Here is a 15,324-nt window from a genome sequence, read left to right as displayed (position 1 = left end):
AGAAAATAAACCAAAAGCCTTCTCAGTTTGAGAGGGCTTTTATCGGTTTGGGGTTTTGTGAAGTTGTTGTATTCAAAGCATAAATACTCAATATAGAACAAAAGTCCATTAGAATTCCAGTATTCAATTGTAGCACTTCTTCCCCAATTTCACAAACCATTGTTCGCAGCTGGATTCACTTTTTTACTTTTATTTTTCCTTCTTTATTTCCGTATAGTCCAAACACCTCGTAAGCAACCCTTGAAAGAAGTTCGATTATTGATAGAATTTTGTCTCCTTCAAAATTCTCAAATTTTTTAACTGCGTTTTTCTCTGTCACCAAAAATCCCATTCCTTTCAATCCGGTAACTCCCATTCGCGCATTCTTATAATCTAATAAATATTTATCTGACCAGCGAATCTCGATTTTCAAATTCGAATTCCCGTTTGATATTTGAAAAACTACACCTTCATTATCAACTTCGAGTTCAAATTCACTTATTTCTTTGTTTATTATTCTCTCTAAGCAAATTATCAATTCATCGCTATTGTAGTAAAACTGCCTTTCCTTATTTTCAAGATTTGATAATTCATTTTCGTATTCTGGGATTTTATCTTTCGTTATCTGAATTGCGAATTTTGTAAACTCATCTTTCGCTTCGTAGTTTTTCAATCTTTCGATTTTATTTCTTAAATCAAGAATTTTATCGTAATCTGGATTATCCAAATTTTTTAGTATTCGCAATTTTTCCCTAGTGTAAAATAATGGCTTTTTAAATGCCTCTGCTCCCTCAAAATCCCATTCATTAATACAAGCTTTCAATTCGTTTTCCAAATAGTCATGCTCACTTTGCAATACCTCAATTAGTATTTGGAGTTCGTTTATCATTTTTTCATCTTTCAGCTAAAATCTACTAAACCTCACCTAAATGATTTCAAAAATGACTTACCGGTATTTATCTGTACATCACAGATTTAACCGCCTTGATGACCTTTGCCGGATTGGGTAAATATTCCTGTACCATGGTGGGTGCATAACCCAGTGAAACATCTGCCGCATTTACTCTGATCACAGGAGCATCCAAATAATCGAATGCATGTCGCTGCACCTGAAAGGCAATTTCTGCGGAAACGCCTGCAAAGGGCCAGGATTCATCTACTACCACCAGGCGATTTGTTTTCTTTACAGATTCAATTATGGTCTTTATATCCAAAGGCCGAATCGTCCTCAGATCAATTACCTCCGCATCAATTCCTTCTTTCTCCAACTCCACCGCAGCTTGTTTGGCCACTTCCATCATTTTGTTAAAGGAAACGATGGTAACGTCCTTCCCTGTTTTTCTGACTGCTGCCAGACCTATGGGTACATAATACTCTCCTTCCGGCACTTCACCCTGGAATCCATACATGGTCTCTGCTTCCATGAAACAAACCGGATCATCGTCCACAATGGCTGACTTAATAAGACCTTTTGCATCATATGGATCAATGCATGAGATCACCTTGAGGCCCGGGCAGTTGGCTAACCAGGATTCAAATGTTTGAGAATGTTGCTGGGCCAATTGACCTGCTGCCCCGGAAGGCCCTCTAAAAACTATGGGACATCCGAATTCACCGGATGATTGAGACAAGGTTTTTGCGGCATTGTTGACTATCTGATCAAATGCCAAAACTGCAAAGTTCCAGGTCATGAACTCCACTATGGGTCTTAATCCATTCATGGCCGCCCCTACCCCGATACCCGCAAAACCCAATTCAGCGATGGGTGTATCGATTACTCTTTTGGGACCAAATTCATCCAGCATTCCTTTACTGACCTTATAGGCCCCGTTGTATTCGGCAACTTCTTCACCCATTAAAAATACATTGGGATCTTTTCGCATTTCTTCAGACATGCCTTCTCTTAGGGCATCCCTGAGTGTAATAATTCTACTCATAAGCCATTTCTTGCGGCAAAAATAGGGTATAATAAACAACCATCAGAAGGAAATTGGAATATTTGAGGGAATTCTTGGGAATGAGTTCTCGAACTTTCAATTGGCTTGACTACTTGCCCTTCCCCTGAAACAATACCCAAAGTGTGTAAAATAGTATTTTAATGTCCAGGCCAAGAGACCTGTTTTCAATGTACAGAATGTCATATTTTAATCGCTGCAACATTTCATCCAGATTCGATGCATACCCAAATTTGACTTGTCCCCAGGAGGTAATGCCCGGCCGAACTTTTAGCAAATGCTTATAATGCGGGGCCTTTTCCATGATTTTGTCAATAAAATATCTTCGCTCCGGCCTTGGTCCTACCAAGGACATATCACCCTTTAATACATTAAAAAATTGAGGCAACTCGTCCAGTCTCCATTTTCTCATGACCGATCCCCATGGGGTGATCCGCTCATCCTGATCGTTGGAAAGTTGAGGCCCTTCTCGCTCCGCATCGACTGACATCGATCGAAATTTATAAATCATAAAAGGGTGACCATTCGCACCAATCCTTTCCTGACTGTAAATGACCGGTCCTGGACTGGAGAACCTGGTGCGGATCATGATGTACAAGATTAAAGGTAACAATACCACCAACATGACTAAACTTACCAGAAGGTCGATCAACCTCTTAATCAGGATCTGCCATCTGGGCATCATTTCTTGCTTGATCTCAATCAGAACTGCACCATACAAGTGATTCATTTTGACCGTACCTAACAAAATATCATAAGTGTCCGGAATGGTACGCACCATCAACTGATTCCCGAATTCAAACAAGACATCCAGAATGCTTTTAAGCTTCAAATGCTCCGTGGATTCAATGGCTATTATTACTTCTTCGATTCCTTCCTTTCTGATGACATCTGCGATATCCGCCAGCCCTCCTAATTGAGGAAGACACTGGATGAGCTCATTTGACCTTCCACCATTGGAGTGTATAAACCCAACGAACTTATGTCCCAAACTGAATTGAAGAGACATGATGTCATTGTACAAATCAACTGCGCGCTGATCTCCGCCTATAATCAATGTATTAAAGCCGACTATCCCCTTCTTTAACCTTCGGCTCATCACCGAAAGAAAAATCATTCTAAAACTTACTACCAGACCAAAATGCAGAAACCAATAAGTACAGACGGTCCTCAAATATCTGGTTTCGAAATTGAGGGATTTGTGCAACAGTAGAGCAAAAAAAATGGTAATGCTACCGGCAAGTGCCAAAACAAAAGTTTGGGTGAATACTGCCCATCTTGACAATCGATAAACGTCTTTATATTGTTCTGTCAACAAATTCAAAAAATACCAACCTATTGGAATTACCAATACCCCTTGGACAAACAGTTTTTTGCATTCTGTCTCCGGATCGAGAATAAAAAAATTATTGTTGTGCAGGTAATTGACAAATAAAAACCAGGACAAAACGGCTAATAGAAAATCGCCTGTCTGATAAAGAATATTTTCTTTTCGGATGGCCATTAACGATGCGTCACTTTAAAGTTATCCAGATAAATATGCTGTTCGGTTTTGGCTGTATCCTTGATGTATGCAGCAGCCACCGCCATTTTATAAGACGCTCCTCTGTAGTTGTTGAGAATGTCGGTAAAATCAAAGTATATTTTATTCCAGCTTGATTTAGGAAGTACCAGTGCATTGATTAATCTGGTAGGTGATTCTCCTGCCTTGTATCCAATGAATCCAACGTAAAAAGGGATGTCTGATTTGTAATGCAACTCCATGTAAATCTGATTTGGACTAACCGGAATAGGTTTTGGAATATCATACCATGCTTCCAGAATTGGATGGTTATTGCTCACGGTTATTTCTCCTGAATTAGCCCCCTCGAAGGCATCTGCAGCAGCTGTCAGAATAACTTTTGTCTCCTGGTCTCCATCAATTTCTTCATTAAAAAAATGTATGCGCTCAAAATCCTCTATAAATGGAAACTTAACATCGCCTCCATAAAATAAAACTGGTAAAATGGTATCTGTTTTCGTTTTTTCAAGTGGGACATTGATCACATAGGGATCCAGAAAAGGATATCGGGTCGGTTGAGTGACCATTCCATTTTTTCTGAATCCGGCATAGATTTTAATTTCAGTATTTCCTTCTGCGACAATTGGAATCGTAACGGGCATTTCGTAGGCCCCAACATATTCATTATTCGCATAAACCCATACATCTTTAAACTGATGAAAACTGCTGCCCTGATCCGGGCTGACCTGGAGTTTGAGTGAAGGAATATGGACGTAGGAAGGAATGGCTTCTTGTTGATCCAGTTGGGTGCAAGAACAAAAGAAGTTTAAAGCGATGGTTACTAAAAATAACTTTCTAAACATTACTGTTTTCGATTAGGCGAAAAATGGCATCCACGAGGCTTAGTGCGCTGATTCCATCTTCCAGGTTGACTTCCGTTTCAGTATCCATAACGATACTTTTTGCAAAAGATTTTATCTCTTCTTTAATTGCATTTACGGGTTCTGTATCCGCCTGAAACAAACTGATGTATTTCTTTCCTTTGTAGGTGTCAATTTCAATGGTATTGTCCTGATAAGCATCCAACAATGAAATTACCTGTGCCTCCTTCGTTAATAAATCAAGACTGATGTAAGCATCTTCCTGAAATATCCTGATTTTCCTCATTTGCTTCATCGAAATCCGGCTGGCGGTCACATTGGCTACCAATCCATTTTCAAATTCAATGCGGGCATTGCAGATGTCGGCCATCTTGGAAACAATACTGACCCCATTGGCTTTTATATCAATTGGTTTTGAACGCGCAATCACGCTGATGAGGTCGAGGTCATGGATCATTAGATCATGTACTACCGATACATCTGTACCCCTGGGATTAAAAGTGGCCAGACGATGTGCCTCGATAAATTTAGGATTCTTAATGGAATCTTTGACCGCCAGAAATCCCGGATTGTATCGCTCCACATGTCCTATCTGTATTTTTACAGGATGTTTTTGTTGCAATTCTTTTAAGGCAAGTGCTTCCTCAAGACTTACCGTGACTGGTTTCTCTATAAAGCAGTGTTTATCGGCAGCGATCGCCTGAGAGGCGAGTTTGAAATGAGTCACCGTGGGGGTCACGATGTCTACTGCCTCACAATTCTGCAGTAAATCTTCATAAGAATCAAATGCTCTGACATTGTATTCAGTACAGATATTATGCAGGGATTCTTTATCCAGATCGTAACAACCCACCAGCTCAATTTCTTCACAATCCAGTATGCATTTAAGATGAATTTTACCCAAATGCCCGAGGCCTGTCAAACCCAGCTTCAATTTTGTTCCCATTTTAATAAGTCATCTGTAACTTGAAAAGAAATAAAAGTAGAAGCACCAGCAATACAATGGCGACAAACAAAAAGCCTGTCTGAATCATATGCCTTCTGAATACATGCAACAGTTCCTGATCTTCCGGATATTTAGGAAGGATTTCCTCTTTCCATCTCCTGAGTGAAATCATTTGAGAAAAGGTAAACTGAATCCTCCGTTGCACCAACTGACGATAGTAACCAAGGGTACGCACCCGGATGTACAGATTGAACAGGATGAACAATCCAAATATGGTCAGTACCAGTAATATTTTCATGCGCTGCGATTAAATAAGATTTTGATCGAGGATGGTACGTGCTTCTGCAAGTGCTGCATCCATTCCTTCCGCATTTTTACCACCTGCAGTGCTAAAAAAAGCTTGTCCTCCTCCACCACCCTGAATGTGTTTTGCAATTTGCCTTAGCCAGACGGATGCATTGTACCCCTGGCTGGTAGTTAATTCTTCCGAAATGTAACACATCAATTGAGGTTTGTCCGATTCAACAAACCCAAAGATAATGATGGCAGGATCCAGCTCTTTTCCTAAATTAAAAATCAAGGATTTGCAAATTTTGCTGTCTCCCAGATCCACTTTTGTAACTAAAGTCTGGATGCCATTTATTCGCCGTGCAGATTGAACGAGTTGATCTTTGAGGCCCAGTGCCTTGGCTTCTTTCTGCTCTTGCAATTCTTTTTGAAGCGATTTGTTTTCCTCTATCAAATTTTGCAACTGCTGGATAAGATTGGGCGGATTGTTTAGCAATTGCCTGACTTCTGAAAGTTGCTCGATCTGATTCCTCATAAATTCTTCAGACTTTACAGCTGTAACCGCTTCTATTCTTCTGATGCCTGCCGCAATAGCTGAGTCTCCAATTAATTTGAAATAGCCTATTTCTCCGGTTGAATCCACATGGCAACCGCCACACAATTCCCTTGAATAAACAGGGTCAAAGGTGATCATCCGTACATCCTCTCCGTACTTTTCACCAAACAGCATCATGGCACCCGCTTTCCTGGCATCCTCTATGGGTAAATGTCGGGTCTCCTCGAGCGCAATGTTCTGGCGAATTTTTTCATTTACCAGTTGTTCAATTCTTAGCATTTCCGATGCACTGAGTTTCTGGAAATGAGAAAAATCGAATCGCAGGTAATCCTCATTGACCAAAGATCCTTTCTGCGTAACATGTGTGCCCAGCACATTTCTGAGTGCAGCATGCAGCAAATGGGTAGAGGAATGATTTTTTTGTATCAGGGATCTCCTGTATGAATTGATGACGGCCCTTACACCTGCAGTTGGTTCTGATGGAAGCACATCGGTCATGTGAAGGATCAAATCATTTTCCTTCACTGTATCCAAAACCTCCACCGGTTGGTTGTCAAAGTACAAAATTCCTTTGTCTCCCACCTGTCCACCACCCTCAGGGTAAAACGGTGTAGTCTCCAGCACCAATTGATATTTAGTCTGTCCCTTTGTTTGAATTTGTCGCCAGCGTAAAAGTTTGGTTCCCTCCACTTCATGTACATCGTACCCTACAAATTTCACCTGACCTTCCACGACCAAATTCCAGTCTGAATATTCTTTTTTTGCATCTGCACGGGATCTCTCCTTTTGCTGAACAAGACAGACGGAGAATTCTTTTTCATCGACTTCCCAATCTTTTTCCTTTGCAATCAGTTTGGTGAGATCTATCGGAAAACCATAGGTGTCATATAATTCAAAGGCATCCTGCCCGGATATCACCCCTTTTACCGGTTGAAGCAATTCCAATCTTTTCAATCCCCCTTCCAGGGTTCTTAAGAAGGAACTCTCTTCTTCTTTAATGACACGAACAATCAGTTCCTGCTGACTTTTTATCTCTGGAAAAACATCCCCCATTCCGGTCACCAAGAAAGGAACCAATCTAAACATAAATGGCTCCTTGATGCCTAGGTAAGAATAGTAATACCTGACGGCCCTTCTCAATATTCGTCTGATGACATAGCCCGGACCGGTGTTGGAAGGAATTGTTCCATCCGCAATGGTAAATACAATGGCTCTGATGTGGTCCGCAAGGACTCTCATGGCCATATCGGATTTATGGGTACTGGTATATTGTCCGGTGTAGGGAATGTTGCTGAAGCCAGCCATGAATTGGATCATTCCGCTGAAAATATCTGTATCGTAGGAAAACTTCTTATCCTGGAGCACCATGGTAAGCCGTTCGAATCCCATGCCGGTGTCGATATGCTTGTCAGGCAATTCCTCCAGGCTCCCATCGACTTTCCTGTTAAACTGTATGAATACCAGGTTCCATATTTCCATCACCTCCGGGACGCCCAGATTGACCAGAGCTGCACCTGAAGTTTTCTTTCTTTCCTCCTCAGGTCTGAGATCTATGTGGATTTCAGAGCAAGGACCACATGGCCCGGTATCTCCCATCTCCCAAAAATTATCCTTCTTGCCAAAAAAGAGAATTCTGTCTTCCGGCACCCATTTTTTCCAAAAACCAACAGATTCCATATCCCTGTCAAGACCCTCTGTCTCATCCCCACCAAAAACGGAAACATAGAGTCTGGAAGGATCCAATTTGTACTCTTCAGTCAGTAGTTTCCAAGCGAGCTCAATGGCCTCCTCTTTAAAGTAATCCCCAAAGGACCAGTTGCCCAGCATTTCAAACATGGTATGGTGATAACCATCTGTCCCAACTTCTTCCAGGTCGTTATGCTTACCACTGACGCGTAGACACTTTTGGGTATCCGCTACCCGTTTGTCTTGCGCCGGCTTGTTGCCAAGAAAGTAATCCTTAAACTGATTCATCCCTGCGTTGGTAAACATCAGAGTAGGGTCATTTTTCACTACAATTGGGCTCGATGGCACAATTTTATGTTGATTTTTTTCAAAAAAACTCAAGAACTTTTGGCGAATTAGTCGGGACTCCATATATAACATGTTAAAATCAAAATGATATTACACACATAATCAATATTTTACACAAATATTTTTCTTATATATATGAAATAGATTTGTGTATGTTTTGTGGTATGGGATATGTTTATTAATTTTGTATGATCAAACAAAAAGCGAAATGAATCGGATCGCAAAAGTAGTTAATTTAACATAGCTGCCGAATATGAGGTCTGAAAAATATGTTTATAACCCCCATACCCTTCAATTTGAGAAGGAAAAGCTGACCAGAAAGTCAGTTTTCCTTAAAGTTTTTACCTTCATTTCTGCCGTAGTGGTTGCCGCTTTTCTGTTCTACTTTTTTACTTCAGAATACTTTCCCTCACCACGTGAAAAAGCCTTGAAAAAGGAAATCACACAGATGGAGTATCAATATTTATTGATTAAAAATGATCTGGAGCGTGCAGAAAAAGTGCTTACCAACATCCAGAACAGAGATGCCAAGGTGCATAGAGTATTATTCGGTATGGATCCAATTGACCCGAGTGTTTGGAATGGAGGTGTTGGAGGTCACGACCCCTATGCCTGGACAGGGCAATTCCGCAACAGTGGTTCTACAGTGAAAGATGCTAAAAAATATTTAGACAAACTGGAAAGACAGATTTATTTACAGTCCAGATCCCTGGATACTTTGGAAAAACTCGCCAGAACCCGCGAGGACATGATGGCCAGTGTTCCATCGGTTAAACCCGTTAGAATGGATCGGCTTTCTACAGACGTACAGCATCTATCCGGTTATGGTATCCGTTTGCACCCTGTTCATAAAGTCAATAAAATGCATGCTGGTATTGACTTCACTGCTCCTGAAGGAACTTCCATTCAAAGTACCGGTGACGGGCGTGTGGTTAAAGTGGAGATTAAAAATTCAGGATACGGAAAATCCGTACTGATAGATCATGGCTTCGGATACAAGACCCTTTATGCCCACATGAAAGTGATTAAAGTTAAACAGGGGCAGAAAGTAAAGAAAGGGGAAATCATTGGCAGCATTGGAAACACTGGAACCTCTACCGGTCCTCACTGTCATTATGAAGTACACTTCAACGGGAAGCCGGTAAACCCAATTCACTATTGCATGGATGGACTGAGTCCAAAAGAATACCAGGAAATGGTGGCTAAAGCCGAAATGGCGAATCAATCCTTTGATTAACATCACAACTTACATCCTTTCACAAGGTCTTATTTTAGTTTTAAAATGTCAAGCACTGGCTTAGCATTCTCCAATGTCTGACTCCATTGTTCGTCGCAGTTTCAAACTGCGATGCCTTAGGATCATAGCATTTTCAATGCGGCCTGTTATCTCAATTTTTTATGAATGAATAACTACATTTAGACAAGCTATTACTCAAAATGCTCCAGGAACATTTTGCAGTCTTTCCTTCTATCTTGATCTCAGCAACAACTAATTGGTAGTTCCTAAAAATAATGTATAAAAATCATTGCTATCCTGATCATTTGAAGTATTTTCGTTTTCAATTCAAAATATGAAAAAAGTCTTATTTCTCTATCTGATTTTGCAAATTCAAGCTCAGCCATCTCATTCTCAATTGCTGGAACAATTTTTATTTAAAAAGCCAGAGAAACCTGAATGTCTTCAATATCAACTTCCAATAATCCAAACACGTTATATTAATTCTGGTGAAGGTGCTTTTAAATATAAATATAAGGGAGAAGAATTTTCTGGTGAGCTTGAGTCAAGTGCTGAAATCAGATCTGCTGCACAACCTAATTTATTCATTACTATTCAAAATGATAATGAAGGTAACCCATTTATGATTCAAATGGATAGTTTTGATCTAAACCAAAGATTGGTAAAAAAGACTATGGATTTTCCAAAAATGAAATTGATCAATGAATACAATACTTATTCTTATTTTACAGATGGAAATATTTCAAGCGTCAGTCAAAGAAAATGTGCAAACTGTGAAGTTCAAATGAGCCTTGACATCTTAAAAAATGACCGTGGTGAATATGAAAAAATATTATTCAAATATGCTTTGGGTGACTTCGACATTCATATTAAAAAAACAGATAACAAGACTGAATATTTACAATATTTAAAATTCTCGGATGAATTTAAAGAAGCAATGAAACTATCTGGAAAACCGATAAATGACGAGGGGACTTTAGATAGTAAAATCTATAAAATTGAAATGCAAGACTACGATAGCTTATTATACTACTCCAAGCCTTTTGGCGGAAAGGGAATACAGCTAACTAAGATAGAGCTTCTCTCAAAAGATGGAAAAATATTAGAGAGACTTGAATTTAATTCTGAACACGAATTATCCAATCATTTTGTTGTGAAATATAATTCTTCAGGCCAAACAATTGAAATTGAAAACAAATTAATGAATGTAACTTATAAATCAGAATTTAACAATAATGGACAATATATTCTACAATATAACTTATATGCAAGTATTCAGAAACTAGAATATGAATATAATGAACAAGGAATGGTAGTTAAATTGTTTGAATTTGAGTCTATAGAGAATCCACCAAGCTCTGTAGTTTTATTCCAATATTGAAGTTATTGACTGATTAGTTTATTAGTTATAACAAGTTGCCTATGTTCTTCGCAGTTTCAAACCCCATGTTCGTCGCAGTTTCAAACTGCGATGCCGTAGGATCATAGCATTTTCAATGCGGCCTGTTATCTAAATTTTTTATGAATGAATAACTACATTTAGACAAACCTATACCATACGTGTATTTAAAGTTAAAACTTTATACCTAATTATTCGATGGTTGGAAATCGCAAAAATCAAGACCATTGTTCGTCGCAGTTTCAAACTGCGATGCCGTAGGATCATAGCATTTTCAATGCGGCCTGTTATCTAAATTTTTTATGAATGAATAACTACATTTAGACAAGCTATTACTGTTTGTGTGTCTAAGATTAAAACTTTTCACCGTATTTTTCCGAAGTTGCAAACCACGAAAATCAAGCGTCATAAGTCAATTGATGAAACTCACAAATGCATGTTCAAACTCCACGCTTTATCATAAATAAAAATGGCAGGAACTATGCCTGCCATTTAAAATATTTTTTTAGATAAAAATGAATCTACTTGAGTGCCTCCAATCTTGCTTTAGCGGCATTGGATTTTTCAAAATTACCCTTCTTTGCATAAATCTCTTTTAATGCAATTAGGGTATTTACATCCTTATTGTCTACTGCGTCTGCTCTTTCAAAATATGGCAGTGCCTTGTCAAAATAAGATTCCATTTCTGCCTTTTTCTCATTGTATTTGCGGGTACCATCTTTGGTATAATCATTGGCCAATTTATTGGCTTCTTTGCTGATGATGGCTGCCTTGTTGTAATACAATGCGCCTGAACTGTAGAGCGCCGTACCATTGTTTGGATCCTTGGCTAAAACCTGCGCATAATTTTTCAAACTTTCGTTAAAATATTCATCCGCTTTTACCATGTCTCCCTTTTCCCATTCCTTCTGACACAAATTGTCGTACACATTTCCAAGAGTATTGTAGATGGACAGGTTATTTGGTTCCATTTCAATGGCCTTTTTCAATTTTCCAATTAATTCATCCAGTTTGCCTAATTTCAGAAAATGGTTTATTTCAGCAAAAAGAAGATTGGTTTCTTCCGGATATTTAGTTCGTCCCTCAGCCAGATATTTTTCTGCCTTTGCATTGTCTTTTTTCTCATAAAGTTTATACAAACTTTCATAAACAACGGCTCCAGCTCCTGTTGAATCCGTGTAATTGGCAGCGGCCAATTCTTCAAAATATGGAAGAGCATCATCGTCCGCCTTAGCGCTCAAAGCACAAATCGCGGTAATATAGGTCTGACGATTTACATCGTCTTTGGATTGCAATATGGCTTTTCCGCCAGCCTCTGTAATCAGTTTGTCCACTTTTAAAACTCCGCCAAAATTCTTGTAGGCTCCGATAAAATCATTGTTGTTATAGGCGTTGGATCCAAAATTATTTAAAAATTGGGAGGTCTCCTGCAAGCTAGCTATGACGTCTTTCTTTTCATAACCTTTCACCGCCAGGGACATGGCTTTGGTCAAAGATTCTAATGCAATTACTGGTGCATTTGGATTGTCTAATTTTGCTTTTGCGTTCAACACCAGCTTGGTATTCTCCATCCCGGCCACTTCGTTGTAAATATTTCCTCTGACCAGCCAGGTCTTGTACATTCCCGCAACTGCTTCATTGGTGTACGCACCATCTATGAGCTTTTTTGCTTCTTCCAATTTTTCTTTATTGCCTTTGGTATCCAGCAAATAAAGTCCCAACAAACGATCTGCTTTCTTAACATCTTTTTCCGGTTCCTGGGCGAAACTTAATCCGGATGTCAGCAAACTAAACAAGGTGAAAAGAATCAGGTTTTTCATTTTTGAATGATGTTTTAATTTTATGGATAAACTAAAAAAGATCAAATTTGATTTCATCTTGAACGAAATTTATCGTTAAGAAAATTATAATTTTATTCTTCTGAATCGTCATCGGCCAAAGGCATTTCTGTAACATCCGGCAGCACTACTTCTTCATCTTCTTCGCGTTTTACAACGGCCACATCTCCAATCTCATCCGTTTCGTCCAATCGGATCAGGCGCACACCCTGGGTGGCCCTTCCCATGACCCTAAGGCTTTCTATGCTCATTCTGATGGTCACGCCATTGGTTGTGGTGATCATCAGATCATCTGTATCATGCACTATCTTAATGGCCACCAATTGTCCTGTCTTGTCAGTAACCTGTAGCGTTTTAACTCCTTTTCCGCCACGATTGGTGATCCTGTAATCTTCCAATTCAGACCGCTTGCCATTGCCCTTTTCGGACACTACCAATATGCTGGTTGTTTTATCCTCGGGATCCACACAAACCATTCCGACCACCGCATCTCCCTTGGCTTCATCCAGGCTGATGCCTCTAACCCCGGCTGCATTCCTACCCATAGGGCGCACAGTGGCTTCCGGGAATCGAATGGCACGTCCCATTTTATTGGCAATGATGATTTCATTTTTACCATTGGTCAGTTTAGCTTCCATCAGCTGATCTCCTTCATTGATGGAAATGGCGATGATTCCATTAGCCCGAGGCCTGCTGAAATCTTCGAGGCTGCTTTTCTTGATGGTTCCTTTCCTGGTACATAACATGATGTAGTGAGAATTTAAAAACTCCTCATTGGAAAGATTATCCACATTGATATAAGCCCTGACTTTATCTTCCTTGGCTAAGGAAACAATATTCTGAATGGCCCTGCCCAGAGATGTTTTGGCAGCCTCAGGAATTTCGTACACCCTTAACCAATAACATTTACCCATTTCTGTAAACAGCAGCAGGTAATTGTGGTTGGAGGCAATGAACATGTGTTCGATGAAATCCTCGTCCTTGGTTTTGCTTCCGGTGGAACCTCTTCCCCCTCTTGTTTGGGTGCGGTATTCAGAAGTTTTTGTTCGTTTGATGTAACCTTGATGCGAAATGGTAACTACCACCTCATCATTGGCTATCATGTCTTCCATGTTTATTTCACCCTCCGCCATCTGAATCTCGGTACGGCGATCGTCCCCAAATCGAGATTTGATGTCTGTGAGCTCATCCACTATAATTTGCTTTCTTAATTCCTCACTTCCAAGGATCTCCTGAAGTCTGGCAATCTCCTTCATGAGTTCGTCATACTCTTCCTTGATCTTATCCCGCTCCAGTCCTGTTAGTTTCTGCAACCTCATGTCCAGGATGGCTTTCGCCTGAATCTCACTCAACTGAAAAGTATCCATCAATCCAGTCCTTGCATCATCCACCGTTCTTGAACCTCTGATTAGTGCAATGACTTCATCCAGATGATCCAAGGCTATTAATAAACCTTCGAGAATATGTGCTTTTTCCTGGGCCTGTCGAAGTTCGAATTGTGTCTTGCGCACGATTACTTCAAGGCGGAACTTTATGAATTCACGGATCAGATCTTTTAAGCCAAGGGTCATGGGTCTGCCACCTACCAGCGCTATATTGTTTATTCCGTAACTATTCTGCAACAAGGTATACTTGAATAAATTACTCAACACCACATTAGAAATCGCATCTTTCTTGATTTCAATGACGATTCTCATTCCATTCCTGTCGGACTCATCCCGTACATCATGAATGCCAGTAATCTTTTCCTCATTTACCAATTCTGCGATCTTCTCAATCAGATAAGCTTTATTAACCTGATATGGAATTTCTGTGATGATGATGGCCTCCCGGTTGTCATATTGTTCGATCTCTGCTCTTCCTCTGACCACCACTCGGCCGCGTCCTGTTTCATAAGCCTCTTTAATCCCGGCAACCCCGTATATGATTCCTCCGGTTGGCATGTCTGGTGCAGGAATATGCTCCATCAATTCTTCCACTGTAATATCAGGATTCGCTAAATATGCCATGGTACCATCGCAAACCTCTCTCAAATTGTGTGGGAGCATGTTGGTGGCCATTCCGACCGCAATCCCGGATGATCCGTTTATCAACAAATTCGGAAGCCTTGCAGGCAATACGGTGGGTTCCTGAAGAGAATCATCGAAATTAAGTCTGAAATCAACCGTTTCTTTATCGATGTCTTCCAACAACTCATCGGCGATTCTATCCAGTCTCACTTCGGTATATCGCATTGCAGCCGGACTGTCGCCGTCTACCGAACCAAAGTTACCCTGGCCATCAACCAGCGGATAACGCATGGACCAGGGCTGCGCCATTCTAACCATGGCATCGTACACACTGGAATCCCCATGCGGGTGAAACTTACCCAAAACCTCCCCTACTATCCTGGCTGATTTTTTATAGGGTTTGTTATACCTCATGCCCAATTCATTCATCCCGTAAAGCACCCTGCGATGCACCGGCTTCAGGCCATCCCGAACGTCGGGTAAAGCCCTGGAAACGATCACAGACATGGAATAATCGATGTAGGATGTCTTCAATTGTTCCTCTATGTTAACCTGGATAATTTTATCAAATTCTGCCATTCCTGATGTTGGTTTATTTAAGGCTGCAAAGTTAATAAAATAAGGCCTATTTGTGAAAAAAACATAGCTTTTATTTACTATATAATTTATTGTAATTCTTTATCTTAAATATATTATTTTTC

Annotated in this window: 11 protein-coding genes; 2 read left to right on the top strand and 9 right to left on the bottom strand. The window is 40.1% G+C overall.

Translation table 11 applies throughout. The annotated features are described in order from the left end of the window. Positions 1 to 175: 175 nt before the first annotated feature. From IPJ53_08640 to alaS, 7 genes are all read right to left on the bottom strand, one after another. Complete coding sequence (locus IPJ53_08640) at positions 176 to 868, bottom strand: hypothetical protein (GenBank protein ID MBK7799166.1); 693 nt, start codon at positions 866 to 868, stop codon at positions 176 to 178. Positions 869 to 935: 67 nt separating this feature from the next. Further along, a complete protein-coding gene (locus IPJ53_08635) occupies positions 936 to 1,916 on the bottom strand; it encodes a pyruvate dehydrogenase complex E1 component subunit beta (GenBank protein ID MBK7799165.1) in 981 nt (326 codons plus the stop codon). Positions 1,917 to 2,025: 109 nt separating this feature from the next. Next, positions 2,026 to 3,438, bottom strand: a complete 1,413-nt coding sequence (locus tag IPJ53_08630; GenBank protein MBK7799164.1) for a sugar transferase — start codon at positions 3,436 to 3,438, stop codon at positions 2,026 to 2,028. Further along, positions 3,438 to 4,298: a hypothetical protein gene (locus tag IPJ53_08625; GenBank protein ID MBK7799163.1), complete on the bottom strand. Its 861-nt coding sequence runs from the start codon at positions 4,296 to 4,298 to the stop codon at positions 3,438 to 3,440. Before IPJ53_08625 ends, IPJ53_08630 begins: the two co-directional genes overlap by 1 nt. Beyond that, complete coding sequence (locus IPJ53_08620; GenBank protein ID MBK7799162.1) at positions 4,291 to 5,262, bottom strand: Gfo/Idh/MocA family oxidoreductase; 972 nt, start codon at positions 5,260 to 5,262, stop codon at positions 4,291 to 4,293. Before IPJ53_08620 ends, IPJ53_08625 begins: the two co-directional genes overlap by 8 nt. A 1-nt stretch (position 5,263) precedes the next feature. Next, a complete protein-coding gene (locus IPJ53_08615) occupies positions 5,264 to 5,560 on the bottom strand; it encodes a hypothetical protein (GenBank protein ID MBK7799161.1) in 297 nt (98 codons plus the stop codon). Positions 5,561 to 5,569: 9 nt separating this feature from the next. Then, positions 5,570 to 8,203 (bottom strand): alanine--tRNA ligase, encoded by a 2,634-nt coding sequence (gene alaS, locus IPJ53_08610; GenBank protein MBK7799160.1) that lies wholly within the window; start codon positions 8,201 to 8,203, stop codon positions 5,570 to 5,572. 190 nt (positions 8,204 to 8,393) lie between these two features. On the opposite strand from alaS, the gene IPJ53_08605 reads away from it, so the two are divergent. Next, positions 8,394 to 9,377, top strand: coding sequence for a M23 family metallopeptidase (locus IPJ53_08605; GenBank protein ID MBK7799159.1), 984 nt, complete (start codon positions 8,394 to 8,396; stop codon positions 9,375 to 9,377). 334 nt (positions 9,378 to 9,711) lie between these two features. Then, on the top strand, positions 9,712 to 10,758 hold the full coding sequence (locus IPJ53_08600; protein MBK7799158.1) for a hypothetical protein: 1,047 nt from the start codon (positions 9,712 to 9,714) through the stop codon (positions 10,756 to 10,758). A gap of 539 nt (positions 10,759 to 11,297) precedes the next feature. Here the strand turns inward: IPJ53_08600 and IPJ53_08595 are convergent. Beyond that, positions 11,298 to 12,596 (bottom strand): hypothetical protein, encoded by a 1,299-nt coding sequence (locus tag IPJ53_08595; protein MBK7799157.1) that lies wholly within the window; start codon positions 12,594 to 12,596, stop codon positions 11,298 to 11,300. A gap of 92 nt (positions 12,597 to 12,688) precedes the next feature. After that, positions 12,689 to 15,202, bottom strand: a complete 2,514-nt coding sequence (gene gyrA, locus IPJ53_08590) for a DNA gyrase subunit A (GenBank protein MBK7799156.1) — start codon at positions 15,200 to 15,202, stop codon at positions 12,689 to 12,691. Between the last annotated feature and the right edge of the window lie 122 nt (positions 15,203 to 15,324).

It is taken from the genome of Candidatus Vicinibacter affinis, from assembly GCA_016714365.1.
GTDB lineage: Bacteria > Bacteroidota > Bacteroidia > Chitinophagales > Saprospiraceae > Vicinibacter > Vicinibacter affinis.
The sequence above is the reverse complement of the archived record's forward strand: the minus strand, read 5'-3'. Positions and strand labels throughout refer to the sequence as shown.